The following is a 17,920-nucleotide window of genomic DNA, read 5'->3' as shown; positions in this document are numbered from 1 at the left end:
CGTATTAGGTGGAAATTTCAACACTCATCCTTATATTTAAGAATGAAATAAATGCAAAAAAAAGAGCTTCATTTGAAGCTCTTTTTGATTTTAAATTCTGTATCTACAAATTATGCATTTGTTTCAGCAGGAACTTTAGGATAGCTTACGCCGCCCATTTGTTCAGCAATACGCAATACTTGGCAGCTATAACCCACTTCGTTGTCATACCAAACGTAAGCAGTTAAACGGTTGCCTGAAGTAATGGTTGCTTGCGCATCAAATACACCTGCAGTACGCGAACCAATGAAGTCACTTGAAACCACTTCAGTCGAGTTGGTATAACCAATTTGACCTTGAAGATTAGAGTGAATTGAAATTTGACGAATGTATTCGTTCACTTCTTCGCGATCTACTTCTTTCTCAAGCGTTAAGTTCAAGATTGCAAGTGATACGTTTGGCGTTGGAACACGTACAGAGTTACCTGTTAATTTACCTTGTAATGCAGGCAATGCTTTCGCCACTGCTTTTGCTGCACCTGTTTCGGTAATAACCATGTTTAATGTTGCTGCACGACCACGACGATCTGCCTTGTGATAGTTATCAATCAAGTTTTGGTCGTTAGTGAATGAGTGAACAGTTTCAACGTGACCATTCACAACGGTGTACTTGTCATGCAACACTTTTAAAGTTGGTGTAATCGCGTTTGTTGTACAGCTTGCCGCAGAAATGATGGTATCTTCATCAAGAATGTCAGCTTGGTTAACACCGTACACCACGTTTTTCATGTCACCTTTACCAGGTGCAGTTAAAATTACGCGTGCAGCGCCTGGGCATTGAAGGTGTTGTGCAAGACCTTCTGCATCACGCCATTTACCCGTGTTGTCAATCACTAATGCATTGTTGATGCCATAAGCCGTATAGTCTACTTCAGATGGGTTAGATGCATAGATCACTTTAATGAAGTTACCATTTGCGATAATTGCTTCATTTTCTTCATCTACAGAAATAGTGCCTGCAAATGGACCATGAATAGAGTCGCGACGCAATAAAGACGCACGTTTTTCTAAATCACCATCAGATGATTTACGTACCACAATTGCTTTAAGGTTTAAGCCACGGCCAAGACCAGATTGACCAATGATTAAACGCGCAAGGATACGACCAATACGACCAAAACCGTAAAGTACAACATCTTTGCTTTCTACAGTTGTTGGATTGCCCGCTAAAGATTTCACAGCGTCTGCAACAAATGCATTTACATCGCCGCCTTTTTCTTTATATTCAACAGCAAGTTTACCTAAGTCGATTTCTGCTGAACCGATGTTGTCTACTTTTGCCAAAGCTTCAAGCAATGGGAAAGTGTGAACAACTGAAAGTTCTACGTCCATCATACGAGTACGACGGTGTGCTTTCAAAATTTGAATCACAGAACGGTTAACTAAAGAACGACCAAAAACTGAAACCATGATATTTTTTTCACGGTACAACTGACCGAGTAAAGCAATCATACGTTCCGCGATTTCTTCACGGTTTTTCCAGCGACCTTGGTGCTCTGCGTGTAGGGCGATGATAGTCTCTTTGCTCACAGATACGTCCTCTAATTAATTGTATATCTAGGCATGAATTTCAAAACCCGATAATTGTAATGGAATTGTCGTCAAGATTGAATCAAAAGCTGGTACTGACCCGACTATTTTCCTATATATTCACTATAAATTCATAAAATAGTTGTAATTATTTTTGTGATTTTAGTTTTTTCAACAAAAGTTCAATTTTTTAGAAGAAAAAGAGGATGATGCCAAACTCGATTATCCTCTTGGAAATTTGAATATCTCACCACAGCGACGGCTTTTATTGTCCAGATGACTGTTGAATCTTCTGCTGTAAATCTTGCTGATTCATTTTTTGTTTTCTTAAATGCAAACACCCTTCAACCACCAATAATGCAACTGCCAACCAAATTGGGATATAAGTCAGCCATTCCCCTGCTTCAACTCGTTCACCTAACAACATAGACACAAAAGCCAACAGCACAGGTTCTAAATAACTCAGTAAACCAAAAATCACAAAAGGCAAATGGCGGCTGGCCAAAATATAACTGCCAAGTCCCAATGCACTTAAAAAGCCCAATCCAAGTACCGACCAAATTAAATATGGAAAAGCTGCGATGACATTTACACTGTCACTATAATAAAAGCCTAAATATACCGCGACAGGAATAACTAGCAGTAAATCCCACCAAAACCCGCCCAAGTGATCGGTTTGAAAGACCCGACGTAAAAAGAAATATAAAGGATAGGCAAATGCCACATATAAGGTTTCCCACGCCACCGTGCCAATGCGCCAGATTTCATGACTGACACCTAGCACGGCTAAGGCAACTGCTGCCATCTGCCAAGTCGATAACTTTTCTTTATATAGCACACAGCCAAGCAAAACCATGATCAAAGGCAATAAGAAATAACCCAAAGAAACCTGCAAACCACGCCCGTTAATCGGCCCCCACAAAAATAACCACAATTGCGTAGTGCATAAAAAAGAACTAAAAATCAGCCAAAGTATGAATTGTGGTTGTTGTTTGAGCCGCTGAAAAATCGCGGAAATATGTTTTAAATCTCCCGACCACCACATAAACAAAGTTAGGAATGGCAAAGTTGCCAACATACGCCACGCAAAAGTTTCTTCGCTGTCTAAAGGTTTGAGTAATTGGGTATAAAAATACAGCACCCCAAAAGTGACCGATGCTAAAACCGATAGTGCAATGCCTTTATACATCCGACTCTCCCCTAGATCAGTCGGCATTATACTCATATATACGTTGTTTTAGAGATTGATCGAATGTTCAAAATTTAAAATGACAGGATATAAAAAACCACGCAGCTTTTGCGTGGTCAATTGGTCTGCATACGTTTGTCTGCTTATATCTATAAGTAGCTCTGGAGCTGCTGCAACTTAGTCTGACTTTTTAGTTTGCGTATGTCTGGTATAAATCACATCACTTAAGTCATAACCGAGTGATTTGGCATAGTTCAGATATTCAGTCACGACAGCCTGATCAGGATGCGGCGTACGTGAAAGTACCCATAAATATTTACGGCGTGGTTCACCCACCAAGGCAGTTTGATAGTCATCATCTAGCTTTAACACCCAATAATCACCACGCCCTACAGGCAACCAACGAATGACTTCAGGTAAAAAGCTAACTTTGAGTTTGCTGTTAAAAGGCGCATTTTGTACAAAAGCTTCGCCCAAAGCACGCATTTGTTTGCCATCTTTTGCAATACAAAGGTTATCCACCTGCACATTGCCATTTTCATTCAATGTATATGCTGCTGTTACATTTGAACCGCATTTGTTTTGGAAATATAAAGGCTTTCTTGCAACCTCATACCAAACGCCTAAATATTTATCTAATTCGACTTTTTCTACCGTTTTCATCGGTTCATTGGTTTTGGAATATGCCATAGTCGCAGCACCCAAACCAATCAGCACCACACCACCAAGGGCAATTTTGGCAAGTCGCGCACCTGCAAACGGAAGTTTTTTAGCCATTGTCCCAACCTCTAAACTCTAATGTTCAGTCAATTTTGTTTATCTTCTTCAAAAATAACCGCAAGCATTTCAATTTACTGTATGGATATGTAATTTTTGCAACTCAAATTTTACATAGCAAGTTTAGTATGCAAACTCGCACTTACACTGACAGTGCAATTCGCCCCAATTTAGCCAGATTGCAACATTTGCGCTTTTAAACGCAAAATTTCATCACGTAAACGAGCCGCTTGTTCAAATTGCAGTTCTTTAGATGCTTTCAACATCTCTTTTTCAAGTTTGGCAATATGTTTGGCATACAGTTTAGGATCAGCCAAAATGTGCTGTTCATCGTCACTTAAAGCACGGCTTTGTGCATTGATTTTTTCATCAATTTGCTCATCGTTCAGCACTTCACCTGTGTCGATTTCTTTAATCACCTGACGCACTGCACTACGTGGAGTAATGCCGTGCAATTCATTAAATTCAATTTGTTTGGCACGACGACGCTCTGTTTCATCTATCGCCTTTTGCATTGAATCGGTAATGCGATCTGCATATAAAATTGCTTTACCTTTCAAGTTACGTGCTGCACGTCCAATGGTTTGAATCAACGAACGTTCTGAACGTAAAAAGCCTTCTTTGTCGGCATCTAAAATTGCCACTAAAGACACTTCAGGCATGTCTAAACCTTCTCGTAACAGGTTAATGCCAACCAAGACATCATGCACGCCTGTACGTAATTCGTGAATAATTTTGACGCGTTCTACGGTATCAATATCAGAGTGTAAATAAGCCACTTGAATGCCGTATTCTTTTAAATACGAGGTCAAATCTTCAGCCATGCGTTTGGTTAAAGTGGTGACCAACACCCGCTCATTCAATTCTTTACGCAAATTGATTTCAGACAGCACATCATCCACCTGCGTTAACACAGGACGAATTTCAATTTCTGGGTCAATCAATCCTGTTGGACGCACCACTTGCTCTACAATTTGTTGCGATTTTTCCAACTCATATTGTGCAGGTGTAGCGCTCACATAAATTGTGGATGGGACGATGCGCTCCCATTCTTCAAATTTCATTGGACGGTTGTCTAACGCACTAGGTAAACGGAAACCATAATTCACCAAGTTTTCTTTACGTGATCGGTCACCTTTATACATCGCGCCAATTTGCGGAACGGTCACGTGCGATTCATCAATAATCAGCAAGGCATCATCAGGTACATAATCAAACAAAGTGGGCGGTGCTTCGCCTGCAGGTCGTCCAGACAAATGTCGTGAATAGTTTTCGATGCCGTTGGTATAGCCCAATTGCTGCATCATTTCTAAATCATAGCGGGTACGTTGTTCTATGCGCTGCGCTTCTAGCAATTTGTCATGTTCGCGAAAAAACACCAAACGCTCTTTTAGTTCTTCTTTAATGGTACCAATCGCACGTTCCAAATTATCCTTAGGCGTAACATAGTGACTTTTAGGATAAATAGTCACGCGCGGCACTTTACGCACCAATTTGCCTGTTAATGGATCAAACCAACGAATCGAATCGACTTCATCATCAAATAATTCTATGCGAATAGCATGCTGATCAGATTCAGCAGGGAAAATATCTAAAATTTCACCACGAATACGGTAAGTACCGCGCAAAAACTCTAGCTCATTACGGCTATATTGCATTTCCACCAAACGACGGATCAAATCATCACGATTCACCCGATCACCTTGCACCACATGCAGCAACATGCTCATATAAGCATTGGGGTCACCCAAACCGTAAATTGCAGATACCGATGCGACAATAATGGCATCACGACGCTCTAGCAAAGCACGTGTGGCCGAGAGTCGCATTTGGTCAATATGATCATTAATAGCCGCATCTTTTTCAATAAAAGTATCGGAAGATGGTACATAGGCTTCAGGCTGATAATAGTCATAATAACTGACAAAATATTCGACTGCGTTGTTCGGAAAGAACGCTTTAAACTCACCATACAACTGCGCTGCCAGCGTTTTGTTATGTGCCATGACAATGGTCGGACGCTGTGTTCTGGCAATCACATTGGCCATGGTATAAGTCTTACCTGAGCCTGTAACCCCAAGTAATAGCTGATCATGATAGCCCTGTTCTATCCCTTGAACCAATTTTTCAATGGCTTGTGGTTGGTCACCCGCAGGTTGATAGTTGGTGACTAAATCGAAAGGTTGCTTATCACTCACAAATGCAGCTCTCAGGTTTGATGCGACCTAATATTTTAGCAGATTTGCCTACACTCAGGACATCCGAATATGTTGTGGCGATGTTGCGTAGCTACAAAGCCATTGCTCGGTTTTAATTCTGTATTGGACGCTGTTAGAACGAAGATGTGCTACGACTAAATTGAGCACGGGGAAACTGCTTTAAGACTTGACCCACTGGCTATTCAAAGGCAACATGAAATTTCAGGACGACAACCATAAAAGCACACATTCATGACTTACCAATATCACGACGAATCAATTATCAAAAGCCTCCCTGAAGATACTGTTTTCGTATTTGGCAGTAACATGGCAGGACAACATGCAGGTGGTGCAGCACGAACAGCCAAAGAATTTTTTGGTGCCGTTGAAGGCGTCGGGCGCGGTTGGGCAGGACAAAGTTTTGCCATTCCAACCATGAATGAACATTTACAACAAATGCCACTATCGCAAATTCAGCACTATGTGGATGACTTTAAAATCTATGCCAAAAACCATCCTAAAATGAAGTATTTTTTAACTTCAATTGGTTGTGGTATTGCAGGTTATACGGTTGAAGAAATTGCCCCTATGTTTAAAGGCATTGCCCATAATGTGATTTTTCCTGCGTCGTTTCGTCCTTTTGTCGAAAAAGCATTGCCTAAACTAACGCAAAAATTACTACACACCATTTACCGTGATTCTGTGATTTTTACCCCTGCCACCGATGAATTAATTGAAGTCTTGGCATTGAGCGATAATGAAAAAGCCTTGGCTAAAATCATATTGAATACACAAATGTACCCAACTGACAGCAATGGGCGTGATCGGGTCTTTGAAATTCAGGATATTTTGCACAACTTAAATGGTAAGGTATTCGAGTTCCAAAATAATTCAGAAGGCCCAATGCTATTTGGTGCAGCGATTTTGGCTTTATTGGAATTGTATAATATCAACGAGCAAGATTTTAGCGATGTATGGCATGGCGTACGTGAAATCTCGCCGCCAAAACCTGCCAACAAAGCGCGTAAGCATGTTCGTTAATTTCAATACTTTTAAATCCCCATCAATAAAAAATGCCACGTAATTGTGGCATTTTTTTTAGCGCTTACCCATCGAACGACGAGTACCACGTGGCGGTGGCCAAGTCTTATCCGCATATTGCTCAGGTTTAGGACGCACCGAATTATGTACCGCCTGATCATTATCCTGCGCTGTGTTTGGCATTGGGAATGGGAGATTCACCAATGGTTTTTTTGAAGTAGGCTGCTGCTTACTCATGACCATCACTCTTATAAAATTTGGACTATTTTAAAGTTTTTTGCCGCCCGATGCGAGAAACTTCCACCTCACAGCAGTTTTAATCACGATTTCATAGGAAATTGGTCTAATTTGGTGATTTTTTATTAATTTGATGCAATTTTAAACGACGCAGACATCGAATTTAGGCTAAGATAATATGCTTTTTATTTTTTTATCCCTATAAGAAGGAATATGCCGTGGACGTACGTCTCTCTGATCGTGTCAATGCCATCAAACCGTCCCCAACACTTGCAGTAACCAATAAAGCCGCTGAACTTAAAGCTGCGGGTCATAACGTTATTGGTTTGGGTGCAGGTGAACCGGATTTCGATACACCACAACACATCAAAGATGCAGCTATTGCAGCAATTAATAACGGTTTTACAAAATATACTGCTGTTGACGGTACGCCTGGTCTTAAAAAAGCCATTATCGCAAAATTAAAACGTGACAATAATCTTGACTACCAAGCGAACCAAATTTTGGTGTCTTGTGGTGGTAAGCAATCATTCTTTAACTTGGCGTTGGCTTTGTTAAACAAGGGTGATGAAGTGATTATCCCTGCACCGTTCTGGGTAAGCTATCCAGATATGGTGATTATTGCTGAAGGCGTGCCAGTTATTGTGGAATGTGGTGAAGAACAACGTTTCAAAATCACGCCTGAACAATTAGAAGCTGCGATCACTGACAAAACACGTTTAGTGGTGTTAAACAGCCCATCTAACCCTACAGGTATGATCTACACTAAAGCTGAATTAGAAGCTTTGGCTGCTGTACTACGCAAATACCCTGAAGTATTCATTGCATCTGACGATATGTACGAACCAATCCGTTGGGATGATGAGTTCTATAACATCGCGACAGTTGCACCAGACCTTTATGACCGCACAATCGTGTTAAACGGTGTGTCTAAAGCTTATGCAATGACTGGCTGGCGTATTGGCTATGCAGCGGGCCCTGCTAAACTAATTGGTGCGATGAAGAAAATTCAATCTCAATCGACTTCTAACCCAACTTCTATTTCACAAGTTGCTGCAGAAGCTGCATTGAACGGCCCACAAGACGTACTTGAGCCAATGGTTGAAGCATTCAAACGCCGTCATGACTTAGTTGTAAATGGCTTGAATGACATCAAAGGTATTTCTTGCTTACCTGCAGATGGCGCGTTCTATGCGTATGCAAACATCAAACCATTAATTCGTGCGAAAGGCTTAAAATCTTGCACAGAATTCTCTGCTTGGTTATTGGAAGAAACTGGTGTTGCCGTTGTTCCTGGTGATGCGTTCGGTTTAGGTGGTTTCATGCGTATTTCTTATGCAACTGCAGACGAAGTACTTGTAGATGCGCTTGCACGTATCAAAAAAGCTGCTGAATCAATTGAAGGTGTAGATGAAGCGATTGCTTCAATCGAAGCTGAAAAAGCTGCAAAATAATCTAAACCTGTTTAGATGAACAAAACCCACGATTGAATCGTGGGTTTTTGTTTTTAATTGCGTTTTTTCACTCACTATTTCCCCTTCTTTCTGAGGAGAGAGATCACAAACAACGCTTTAAAAAAGCCTCACAATCATTTCTTGATAGATATAAGAAATTCAATAAAAGACCAAACCCGCTGCAATCTAAACGGTTTTATACACGTGGTTTAGTTAAAATCACCATCAAAATACCACATAACACAATCAAGGTTGCCACGACCATCAACAGGGTGAGTTGTTCACCTAAAAAAATCACACCGCCTAAAATCGCCAAACACGGCACAGAAAGTTGCACAGTACTTGCGGTAATGTGATCAATTTTTTTCACAATGCTGTACCACAACACATACGCTCCAGCCGAAGCCAATGCACCCGACAAGACCGCCAAAACCACCCCCTGCCAAGTGATAAAACTTTCGGGTAAATACCAAAGAAAAAATACAGCAACAAGCGGAGTCGCCAGAATGAAATTAGATAGAGTATTGGTTAAAGCATGCTGCATCGTCTTTGCAGCAATACTGTAAAAACCCCATGCAATACCTGCCAGTAACATTATCAATGCATATTTGAACGTTGGCGTACTGGCTTCAGGCAATAGCAACAAACCCATCCCCAATATAGCACAACCTAACCCGACCCAGCGCGGCAAAGTCATGCGCTCACCATGCAAAATCGCATAACTGATCATGGTGATTTGCACTGCGCCAAATAGAATCAATGCGCCTATGCCTGCGTCTATATGCAAATATGCTAACGAAAAACCGAGCAGATATACAGCAAGGCTGAGTGCAGATTTCCATTGGAATTGAATTGGTTGTTGAACCTGCAAAACAGCATAGAACAGTCCTAAGCACACTGCTCCACTGCCAACCCTGAGCAAACTAAAACTAATAGGGTCAATTTGCTGTTCAGCCAATGCCAAACGACACAGCAAGGAATTTGCAGCAAATGCGAGCATGGCAATGCATATTTTAATCCACACGGCTGAATATCCTTTTCAAGCTGTTCGCAAATTTTTATCGCAGTTTATAACACTATTTTGGTGCGAGTCATTTAACTCGATTCAATGCAAATCTATTTGGCTGGCAATGATCAATCATCATAGATTAAACACTGTTTTTCAACGCAGTAATCAGTTCTGATTTAGACACTGTAGGTTGAGATGTTCCTTTATATTCACATAAATAGCGAAAAGCAAAGTCTAATTCTACACGCAATTGTTTTTGTTCAGACACAGACCACACGCGTGAACGGTTACTCCCCGAAAGCGCGCTGCCCGCCAGTTGGTACAAATATAAATCATGATCACGCTGCAATGGTTTTTTTGTGCCGTTGTCTGGATGGTCTGAAAGCAATTGGCAGGTCGATTGAATGAGCCATTTTTCACTAAACCACAACTGCAATAAATCGCCCAAATACAAATCTTGAGGTGCCAAAGGCCAGACATGAATAAACGCGCCTTCTACAGCAGTGTAGTATTGTTCAGGCGTAGACAAGATAGAAAGATAATGTTCTTGATAATAAGAAAATTGAGAAAAAATGTCAGAAATGCTGAGCGTATTCATTCGCTTACTCCGATTTAGCCATTTTAGTGCTGGCAAGTTGGGTTAAATCCACACTGTTTAAGATGCTACTTAAACGCTTTGTTCTGTCACTCAGACTAACAACCGATTTTGTGTAACGCAAGTCTTGTGGGTGATTTTTTAATAAAATTTTGTTTTTTGTTCAAATAAAAAGCATATAAAGTCAAAATGAAAGAAACATGACAATTTATGCTTGACCCTTGCTTAAATCTGCTTATAATCGCATTCAGATTCTCCCATAGCTCAGTCGGTAGAGCGACGGACTGTTAATCCGCAGGTCCCTGGTTCGAGCCCAGGTGGGAGAGCCAAATTCTAAAAAGCCCAAGCATAACGACTTGGGTTTTTTATTGCCTAAAATTTATGGATGATGTGGTCTGTAAATAACCAAGCAGCGATTCATGCCTTAATCGTTCAAAAAGATGAATGTAACTGTTTTGGGCAATTCAGCTTAATGTAATTCCTAATCTTAGCCTTGATCATTTCTAAGTGACTTAGGCAACAATCCACAATCAAAATACCTAAGCAATAACTTGATTGATAAAAAAACGGAACCGAAGTTCCGTTTTCTATCTTAGATCATCTACAAGTTTTAAGCGGCTTGCACAGGCACACCACTATGAAAACGGAACAGATCATCTGGACTTAAAATAAGATTCTTTTCCACTTCACGTATATGCTGAATTCGCCCCTGAATATCTTCTTCAGGGTTTTTCAGTTTTGCTGTTTTTGCTACATCCAAAGCCAGTGCCAAATAATCTTCATAATGCCGTGATTCTGATTTCAGTAAATAACGGTAATACTTACCTAATTCTTCATCTACCAATGGCGCAAGCGCATAAAACCGCTCGCATGAACGTGCTTCTACAAAGGCACCTATCACCAAAACATCAATTAGTGCTTCAGGTTCATAGGTACGGATTTCTTTACGTAAACCGCCTGCATAACGCCCTGCACTTAAACCCTGCCACATTTGCCCACGCTTTGCCATGAACTCTAGCACCTGCTCATAATGCAGCATTTCTTCGCGTACCAACTGTGCCAGTTTGACCTGCAAATCGGTAAAAAAGCTGTAACGAAACATCAGATTCATGGCTGTGCCTGCTGCTTTTTTCTCACAGTTAGCATGATCTTGCATCAAAATATCTAAATTATTTAATGCTTCGTTCAACCATTCTTTGGGTGTTTCGCAGCCTAAAAATGCTATCACAGGCTGCATCAATTCATCATAATTTATGCTGGACATAACGTTTCAAATTTTATCTTTCAATTTTAAATATGCAGATTAACGCGCTGCATCAATCGCAGCTTTCATGCGTTTAACAGCCTGTTCCAAGCCGACAAATACAGCATCACCAATTAAAGCATGACCAATATTTAACTCATGGATGTGTTGAATAGCGGCAATTGCACCTACATTGTCCAAGTTCAAGCCATGCCCTGCATTAATCACTAAGCCACGGCTAGCTGCATATTCTACGCCCTGAACAATACGGGTCAATTCGGCTTGCTGTGCAGCTTCATTTCCTGCATTGGCATACGCGCCTGTATGAATTTCAATGGTCGGTGCACCACATGCAACGGCCGCATCAATTTGTGCAAGATCTGCATCAATAAACAGTGACACATCACAGCCAATTGCTGTTAATTCCTGAGTAGCGGCCTTAACTGCTGCAAAATTGCCTACTACATCCAAACCACCTTCAGTGGTTACTTCTTCACGGCGCTCAGGTACCAAACATACATGCTGTGGACGAATTTCTTTGGCAAACTCGATCATTTCTTCAGTAACTGCCATTTCCAAATTCATACGAGTTTTTAGCAACGGACGCATACGACGCACATCATCATCCTGAATATGACGACGGTCTTCACGCAAATGCAAAGTAATCCCCTCTGCACCCGCCTGTTCACAAACTAATGCGGCCTTCACAGGGTCTGGATAGTTCGTGCCACGCGCTTGTCTTAAAGTTGCCACATGGTCAATATTGACACCGAGTAAAGCCATAATAGGTTCCTACATTACGCTTGGGTTTGAGAATTCTGAATCCACAATTGGCGACTTTTTAAAGGTCGATCACCCAACAGTGAACTAATCATTTGTCGATACAGCCGAGACAGTAATTGTAACTGCTCTGGGTTAAAATCCCTACCTTTTTCATAGTCGCACATACTCAGGATCTGTGCGCCAAGCAAATTTGCTCGTGATACTTGCGCGGTGGGGATAAAACCATCATTCAGTTGAAAATGATAATGTAGATTGGGCTGAATCGGCTCTTGGTTCGCATCGACTGAAAAATCAATCCCATAGCCTAATTCTTCCAATAAAGTATGTTCAAACTGACGCAAAATTTGTCTTAAGAATAGATTGGGATTTTCTTGACTAGATAAGTGTTGTAAATGCGCCAAAGTCTGGTGATATTGCACAAAAGTTTCTGGCATTTCCACTTCGGCAGAACATAAGCGCAGCACGATTTCATTTAAATAAAAGCCTGAAAAAAATGCATCACCAAAGAAGAAAACCGGTTGATTAACAATTTCCAGCTTGGTGAAATTTTTAAGGTCTGATTTTCCCGAAGCTTGTATGCGAATCGGTTGATATTGTGGCGGTGGCATTTGTCTTAAAATACCATCAACCCGCCCATGTTCGCGGGTAAACAAGTGCACAATATGGCTACGTTCGCGGTATTTTCGATGATGGATTAAATAACCATGCAAGATTTCATTACGCATGATAGCGTCAATTAATCCTGTTCTTTAGAGGATTCTTGTTTGGATTTTTCTTCGTCATCACCATCTGGAATGACAGCACCAACTACAGCAGCAGTGCCTTTCACCACACCCTTTGTAGTTTTGTAGGCAACTTTTACGGGAACTGTCACAACTTTGTGAATACAACCTTGCAAGACAAACATACATGCCACAATGGCCAACACTTTCATCATCACAGTTCCCTTTTCGTCAAACTTAGATATCGCTATATCCTAAGCTTTTTAATGCACGTTCATCATCAGACCAACCACCTTTGACTTTCACCCAAAGCGTCAGCATGATTTTTTGCTCGAACATTTTTTCCATGTCGACCCGTGCATCCATACCAATTTTTTTCAGCTTCGCGCCTTTTTCACCAATCACAATGGCTTTTTGACCAGAGCGATCTACAAAAATAGTGGCATCAATATAGGTACATGGTGCTTTCATACGACCCGTTTTTTCATTTAAAACCGCATCTTCAGTTTTAAATGATTCGATTTGCACGGTTAAATCGTAAGGCAGTTCTTCGCCCAATTGGCGCATGATCTTTTCACGGATAATTTCAGATGCCAAGAAACGTTCTGAACGGTCTGTGATTTGATCTAGCGAATACAACGGTGGCTGGAATGGCAAATAGCGTTCAATCGTGTCACGCAAATGATCTAGGTTCGCGCCGCGCAATGCCGATACAGGTACAATTTCGGCAAAGTTCATTAACTTGGCACGTTCTTGAATAATCGGCAAAGCCTGATTTTTATTCTCAAAAGTGTCGAGTTTGTTAATCACCAGAATCACTGGCATTTCTGCATTTTTCAGCTTTTCTAGGACTAACTCATCATTTTGCGTCCATTTTTGTGCATCCACCACAAACAAAACCAAGTTCACATCACGCAAAGCAGATGATGCAGCACGGTTCATCATTTTGTTGATGGCACGGACTTCTTTTTTATGCATCCCTGGTGTGTCTACAAACACAGCCTGAGATTTTTCACGTGAATCAATTCCCACAATTTTGTGACGTGTGGTTTGCGGTTTACGTGAAGTAATGGATAGTTTTTGACCCAATAAGTGGTTCATGAGGGTCGATTTACCCACATTCGGGCGACCAACAATCGCAACAAAACCACTGCGGAAATCAGATGGAATTTCAGTTCCCTGACCGCTAAAGAATTGGTTAATTAGGTCATTGGCGTCGTTATTCGACTCGTGATCAGCATCTACGTGATCGGAATGGATGGTCATTCAGACTTTTGCTCCAAGAATTTTAAAATATCTGCCGCAACTGCCTGCTCGGCAAAGCGACGGCTTGAACCTTCACCCTTCATTACAGGTAAGCTATCGACTCGGCATTCCACAATGAAATGCTGATTCGGTGCATCGCCCTGAATATCTACAACCTCGTAAACCGGGAGAGGTTTTTTACGTGCTTGTAAATACTCTTGTAAGCGTGATTTAGGGTCTTTGAGTTGATCAGTTGGCTCAATATGATCTAAATAAGGGCTGTACCATTTTAGCACAATCGTTTGCAGCAAATTCAAATCACCGCTATCGACATAAATAGCGCCAATAATCGCTTCTACGGTATCTGCCAGTATAGACTCACGATGATGACCGCCAGATTTCAATTCTCCCGTACTGAGAATTAAATTTTGGCTGAGCTTTAAATCATTGGCAATTTTGCCTAAGGCTTCCTGACGTACCAGTGTTGCCCGCATGCGCGTTAAACGCCCTTCATTTTCATGTGGATAAGCCACATATAAATAATTGGCAACAATCATTCCCAATAACGAATCGCCTAGAAATTCCAGACGTTCGTAATTGTGTTTATGACTCACCGAGCGGTGAGTCAAAGCCAGTTTAAGCAATTCAGGTTGCTTAAACTGATAACCGATTCGGCTGGCTAGACGGGTCTCATTTAGCTTGGACTGAGCTTTGATCAAAACTTTTCTCGAACTTCATTACAATATCAATATTCAATAAGAAAGGTTTTCTTATTTCATATTCTTTTTTCACTTCTAAACCATCTACGTTGGTCACTTGAGCTACATCTGCAAATTTAATATCGCGAATGTTGTTCATGCTTAAACGCTTGTCCATTTCACCAATAAACTTTTGTGGTGATAGGTTTTTTGGCCCATTCAACAATTGCTCTTCAATTTGATTGTCCAACATTCGATCATCGAAATATGGTCCCCAAACCGCAATTGCCACTTTTGCCATAAATGCAAAACCAATAATTGCAATTAAAATTGCAATATAGGATGCCCCTTGTTGATGACGCATTTTTTATTTTCCTAATCTGCTGTATTAATCAATTTTGCCGTTACGACTAAATGACGGCAAATTAAACCCAGGCTCTTTATGCATCCACACATAGAATGCACGACCTGTTAGGTTTTCCTCTGGTACAAAACCCCAAAAACGACTGTCAGCACTTTGATCGCGGTTATCCCCCATCGCGAAGTAATGACCTTCAGGTACTTTGACTTCCCAATATAAACCATTTTCTGCTGAATATTTACCATTGTCTACATAGTTCAGGAATGGTGCCTGACGCGCCACGTTTACACCTTCAAGCTCGCGCATGGTAAATGTATGCGCCCCTAAAGTTTCCTGATGGTAAATTGAAGTAGGTGTATCTAGACTGTCTTTTTCACGGCTAAACTGGATTGGGGTTTTCGTTACTTTCTCGCCATTAATGCTCAGCTGACCATGATCATAAACAATATGATCGCCTGGTAAACCGACAATACGCTTAATATAACTAATGCTTGGTTGTGGTGGATAACGGAACACCGCAACTTCGCCACGCTCAGGCGAACCCACATCTATAATTTTGCTGTTAATAATTGGCAAACGCACGCCATATTCAAACTTGTTCACCAAAATAAAATCGCCCGTTTCTAAGGTTGGCACCATAGAATCTGACGGAATATTAAATGGTTCATACAGGAATGAACGCAGTACCATCACCACTGCCAAAACAGGCCAAAAATCATAAGCCCATGTGATAATGAAGTTTTCATTGCCTCGCCCTTTCGTTGCTCTTTGCTTAAATACAAATTTATCGAGCAGCCACACCGCAATAAAAAATAATGTGGCAGGAACGAGAATCAAATTAAAATCAAAATCCATGGGTTTATTATCCTTATAATTTTAGCGTTCGACTTTAAGTACAGCTAAGAAAGCTTCTTGCGGGATTTCAACACTTCCCACTTGCTTCATACGTTTCTTACCTTCTTTTTGCTTGGCAAGTAGTTTCTTCTTACGAGAAACGTCACCGCCATAACACTTCGCAAGTACGTTTTTACGCATCGCTTTCACGGTTGAGCGCGCAATAATTTGTGCACCAATGGCAGCCTGAATAGCCACATCAAACATTTGACGCGGAATCAAGTCTTTCATTTTTTCAACCAAGGCAATACCACGGTGACGTGCATCCTGACGGTGACAAATCATCGCTAAGGCATCAACTTTTTCACCGTTAATCAGTACATCTACTTTAACCAAAGATGAACTTTCAAAACGCACAAAGTTATAATCTAACGATGCAAAACCACGTGAACATGACTTCAATTTATCAAAGAAATCCATCACGACTTCTGCCATTGGAATTTCAAAAGTAATAGACACTTGGTTACCCAAGAATTTCATGTCTTTTTGCACACCACGACGCTCAATACATAGGGTCATGACGTTACCCAAGTATTCTTGCGGCACTAAAATATGACATTCCGCAATCGGTTCACGCAAATCTTCTACAGTTGAACCATCAGGCATTTTAGATGGACTGTCGATATAAACAGTTTCGCCATTTTTCATCACAGCTTCATAAATAACCGTTGGTGCCGATGAAATTAGGTCTAAATCGTACTCACGCTCTAAACGCTCTTGTACGATTTCCATGTGCAACATGCCCAAGAAACCACAACGGAAACCAAAGCCTAAAGCATCTGAACTTTCAGGTTCAAAGAACAAAGCTGAGTCGTTAATTTGTAGTTTGTGCAAGGCTTCACGGAACGGTTCAAAGTCGCTGGCATCAATTGGGAATAAACCTGCATAAACCTGCGGCTTAACTTTTTTAAAGCCTGGTAAGGTTTCTACTTCTGGTGTCGTTGCAAGTGTGATGGTATCACCCACTGGCGCACCAAAAATATCTTTAATACCCGCAATAACAAAGCCAACTTCACCTGCTTCCAAAATACCTGTTTCGGTATGTTTTGGATTAAAAATACCAACTGAGGTAATAATGTGCGTTTGACCTGTCGATTTCATCAACATTTTATCGCCTTTACGCACGCGACCTTGCTTGATACGTACCAGCGACACAACGCCCAAATAGTTATCAAACCATGAGTCAATAATTAAGGCTTGCAATGGCGCATCACGATCACCTTGTGGTGCAGGAATGACATTCACCAAGGTTTCTAATACATTGTCGATGCCTAAACCTGTTTTAGCCGAACAGGTGGGTGCATCTTGCGCTTCGATACCAATAATTTCTTCAATTTCATGAATCACGCGCTCAGGTTCTGCCTGCGGTAAATCAATTTTATTCAGTACAGGTAAAACTTCTAAGCCTTGCTCAATTGCGGTATAGCAGTTTGCAACTGATTGCGCTTCTACCCCTTGTGCCGCATCGACTACCAATAGCGCACCTTCACAAGCTGCCAAAGAACGTGATACTTCATAGGAAAAGTCAACGTGTCCTGGGGTGTCAATGAAGTTTAACTGGTATTCCTGACCATTTGGATGGTTGTAGTATAAAGTCACTGAGGTGGCTTTAATGGTAATCCCACGCTCACGCTCAAGCTCCATAGAATCCAACACCTGAGCTTGCATCTCACGATCTTGTAAACCACCACAGGTTTGAATGAAACGATCTGCTAGAGTCGATTTACCATGGTCAATATGGGCAATGATCGAAAAGTTACGGATGTTTTTAATATCAACAGTTTTTTTAGCTTGCGCCATGGGTTACCTTGAAAAATAACACGCTCTGCACCTCAAAATTCATGCAGAGCAAAAGCCGAATAGAAATTGCGAAGGATTATAGCAGATGGATTTTTCAATGTATCCA

The 17,920-nt window shown here is 41.1% G+C and carries 18 protein-coding genes and 1 tRNA gene; 3 read left to right on the top strand and 16 right to left on the bottom strand.

Features of this window, described 5'->3' with window-relative positions:
* Positions 1-110 precede the first annotated feature (110 nt).
* The 4 genes from FTV41_RS04340 to uvrB form a co-directional block, all read right to left on the bottom strand.
* A complete protein-coding gene (locus FTV41_RS04340; RefSeq protein WP_004971695.1) occupies positions 111-1,568 on the bottom strand; it encodes a glyceraldehyde-3-phosphate dehydrogenase in 1,458 nt (485 codons plus the stop codon).
* 265 nt (positions 1,569-1,833) lie between these two features.
* Positions 1,834-2,757 (bottom strand): EamA family transporter RarD, encoded by a 924-nt coding sequence (gene rarD / locus FTV41_RS04335; protein WP_154320882.1) that lies wholly within the window; start codon positions 2,755-2,757, stop codon positions 1,834-1,836.
* 177 nt (positions 2,758-2,934) lie between these two features.
* A complete protein-coding gene (locus FTV41_RS04330; RefSeq protein ID WP_179996182.1) occupies positions 2,935-3,534 on the bottom strand; it encodes a lipocalin family protein in 600 nt (199 codons plus the stop codon).
* 170 nt (positions 3,535-3,704) lie between these two features.
* Positions 3,705-5,732 (bottom strand): excinuclease ABC subunit UvrB, encoded by a 2,028-nt coding sequence (gene uvrB, locus FTV41_RS04325; protein WP_104851763.1) that lies wholly within the window; start codon positions 5,730-5,732, stop codon positions 3,705-3,707.
* Between the two features lie 252 nt (positions 5,733-5,984).
* Between uvrB and FTV41_RS04320 the strand changes: the two genes are divergently transcribed.
* The gene (locus FTV41_RS04320; protein ID WP_004971705.1) at positions 5,985-6,773 is read left to right on the top strand and encodes a hypothetical protein; all 789 of its coding nucleotides are present in this window, start codon (positions 5,985-5,987) and stop codon (positions 6,771-6,773) included.
* A 57-nt stretch (positions 6,774-6,830) separates the two neighbouring features.
* Here the strand turns inward: FTV41_RS04320 and FTV41_RS04315 are convergent, their stop codons facing one another.
* Positions 6,831-7,010, bottom strand: a complete 180-nt coding sequence (locus FTV41_RS04315; RefSeq protein WP_004971707.1) for a hypothetical protein — start codon at positions 7,008-7,010, stop codon at positions 6,831-6,833.
* A gap of 218 nt (positions 7,011-7,228) precedes the next feature.
* On the opposite strand from FTV41_RS04315, the gene FTV41_RS04310 reads away from it, so the two are divergent.
* Positions 7,229-8,464 (top strand): pyridoxal phosphate-dependent aminotransferase, encoded by a 1,236-nt coding sequence (locus tag FTV41_RS04310; RefSeq protein ID WP_004971708.1) that lies wholly within the window; start codon positions 7,229-7,231, stop codon positions 8,462-8,464.
* A 196-nt stretch (positions 8,465-8,660) separates the two neighbouring features.
* Here the strand turns inward: FTV41_RS04310 and FTV41_RS04305 are convergent, their stop codons facing one another.
* Together FTV41_RS04305 and FTV41_RS04300 are read right to left on the bottom strand one after the other, a co-directional pair.
* Complete coding sequence (locus FTV41_RS04305) at positions 8,661-9,488, bottom strand: DMT family transporter (RefSeq protein WP_179996181.1); 828 nt, start codon at positions 9,486-9,488, stop codon at positions 8,661-8,663.
* 124 nt (positions 9,489-9,612) lie between these two features.
* A complete protein-coding gene (locus FTV41_RS04300) occupies positions 9,613-10,071 on the bottom strand; it encodes a hypothetical protein (RefSeq protein ID WP_004971712.1) in 459 nt (152 codons plus the stop codon).
* 250 nt (positions 10,072-10,321) lie between these two features.
* Here FTV41_RS04300 and FTV41_RS04295 point away from each other — a divergent pair.
* Positions 10,322-10,397, top strand: a tRNA-Asn gene (locus FTV41_RS04295).
* A 281-nt stretch (positions 10,398-10,678) separates the two neighbouring features.
* Here the strand turns inward: FTV41_RS04295 and FTV41_RS04290 are convergent.
* The 9 genes from FTV41_RS04290 to lepA are packed head-to-tail and all read right to left on the bottom strand — an operon-like array spanning position 10,679 to position 17,814.
* The gene (locus FTV41_RS04290; protein ID WP_004971715.1) at positions 10,679-11,332 is read right to left on the bottom strand and encodes a tRNA-(ms[2]io[6]A)-hydroxylase; all 654 of its coding nucleotides are present in this window, start codon (positions 11,330-11,332) and stop codon (positions 10,679-10,681) included.
* Positions 11,333-11,371: 39 nt separating this feature from the next.
* Positions 11,372-12,097, bottom strand: a complete 726-nt coding sequence (pdxJ, locus tag FTV41_RS04285) for a pyridoxine 5'-phosphate synthase (protein ID WP_179991220.1) — start codon at positions 12,095-12,097, stop codon at positions 11,372-11,374.
* 11 nt (positions 12,098-12,108) lie between these two features.
* On the bottom strand, positions 12,109-12,822 hold the full coding sequence (recO, locus tag FTV41_RS04280; RefSeq protein WP_026438306.1) for a DNA repair protein RecO: 714 nt from the start codon (positions 12,820-12,822) through the stop codon (positions 12,109-12,111).
* An 8-nt stretch (positions 12,823-12,830) separates the two neighbouring features.
* Positions 12,831-13,031, bottom strand: coding sequence for an NF038104 family lipoprotein (locus FTV41_RS04275; protein WP_019837686.1), 201 nt, complete (start codon positions 13,029-13,031; stop codon positions 12,831-12,833).
* A 22-nt stretch (positions 13,032-13,053) separates the two neighbouring features.
* Positions 13,054-14,082, bottom strand: coding sequence for a GTPase Era (gene era, locus FTV41_RS04270; RefSeq protein ID WP_004971721.1), 1,029 nt, complete (start codon positions 14,080-14,082; stop codon positions 13,054-13,056).
* A complete protein-coding gene (gene rnc / locus FTV41_RS04265; RefSeq protein WP_004971722.1) occupies positions 14,079-14,780 on the bottom strand; it encodes a ribonuclease III in 702 nt (233 codons plus the stop codon). The genes era and rnc overlap by 4 nt, the downstream gene beginning before the upstream one ends.
* A complete protein-coding gene (locus tag FTV41_RS04260; protein ID WP_004971723.1) occupies positions 14,752-15,123 on the bottom strand; it encodes a DUF4845 domain-containing protein in 372 nt (123 codons plus the stop codon). The genes rnc and FTV41_RS04260 overlap by 29 nt, the downstream gene beginning before the upstream one ends.
* A gap of 24 nt (positions 15,124-15,147) precedes the next feature.
* Complete coding sequence (gene lepB / locus FTV41_RS04255; protein ID WP_004971724.1) at positions 15,148-15,975, bottom strand: signal peptidase I; 828 nt, start codon at positions 15,973-15,975, stop codon at positions 15,148-15,150.
* Positions 15,976-15,996: 21 nt separating this feature from the next.
* Positions 15,997-17,814: a translation elongation factor 4 gene (lepA, locus tag FTV41_RS04250; protein ID WP_004971725.1), complete on the bottom strand. Its 1,818-nt coding sequence runs from the start codon at positions 17,812-17,814 to the stop codon at positions 15,997-15,999.
* Positions 17,815-17,920: the final 106 nt, after the last annotated feature.

Source organism: Acinetobacter sp. YH16051, assembly GCF_013417135.1.
GTDB lineage: Bacteria > Pseudomonadota > Gammaproteobacteria > Pseudomonadales > Moraxellaceae > Acinetobacter > Acinetobacter towneri.
Note: the sequence above shows the minus strand (reverse complement) of the source record. Positions and strands in the feature narration are given on the sequence as shown.

Coding starts and splice junctions, on each gene's coding strand:
- rarD (WP_154320882.1), bottom strand. CDS start 2,757: ATGTATAAAGGCATTGCACTATCGGTTTTAGCATCGGTCACTTTTGGG.
- FTV41_RS04330 (WP_179996182.1), bottom strand. CDS start 3,534: ATGGCTAAAAAACTTCCGTTTGCAGGTGCGCGACTTGCCAAAATTGCC.
- FTV41_RS04320 (WP_004971705.1), top strand. CDS start 5,985: ATGACTTACCAATATCACGACGAATCAATTATCAAAAGCCTCCCTGAA.
- FTV41_RS04315 (WP_004971707.1), bottom strand. CDS start 7,010: ATGAGTAAGCAGCAGCCTACTTCAAAAAAACCATTGGTGAATCTCCCA.
- FTV41_RS04300 (WP_004971712.1), bottom strand. CDS start 10,071: ATGAATACGCTCAGCATTTCTGACATTTTTTCTCAATTTTCTTATTAT.
- FTV41_RS04290 (WP_004971715.1), bottom strand. CDS start 11,332: ATGTCCAGCATAAATTATGATGAATTGATGCAGCCTGTGATAGCATTT.
- FTV41_RS04275 (WP_019837686.1), bottom strand. CDS start 13,031: ATGATGAAAGTGTTGGCCATTGTGGCATGTATGTTTGTCTTGCAAGGT.
- era (WP_004971721.1), bottom strand. CDS start 14,082: ATGACCATCCATTCCGATCACGTAGATGCTGATCACGAGTCGAATAAC.
- FTV41_RS04260 (WP_004971723.1), bottom strand. CDS start 15,123: ATGCGTCATCAACAAGGGGCATCCTATATTGCAATTTTAATTGCAATT.
- lepB (WP_004971724.1), bottom strand. CDS start 15,975: ATGGATTTTGATTTTAATTTGATTCTCGTTCCTGCCACATTATTTTTT.
- lepA (WP_004971725.1), bottom strand. CDS start 17,814: ATGGCGCAAGCTAAAAAAACTGTTGATATTAAAAACATCCGTAACTTT.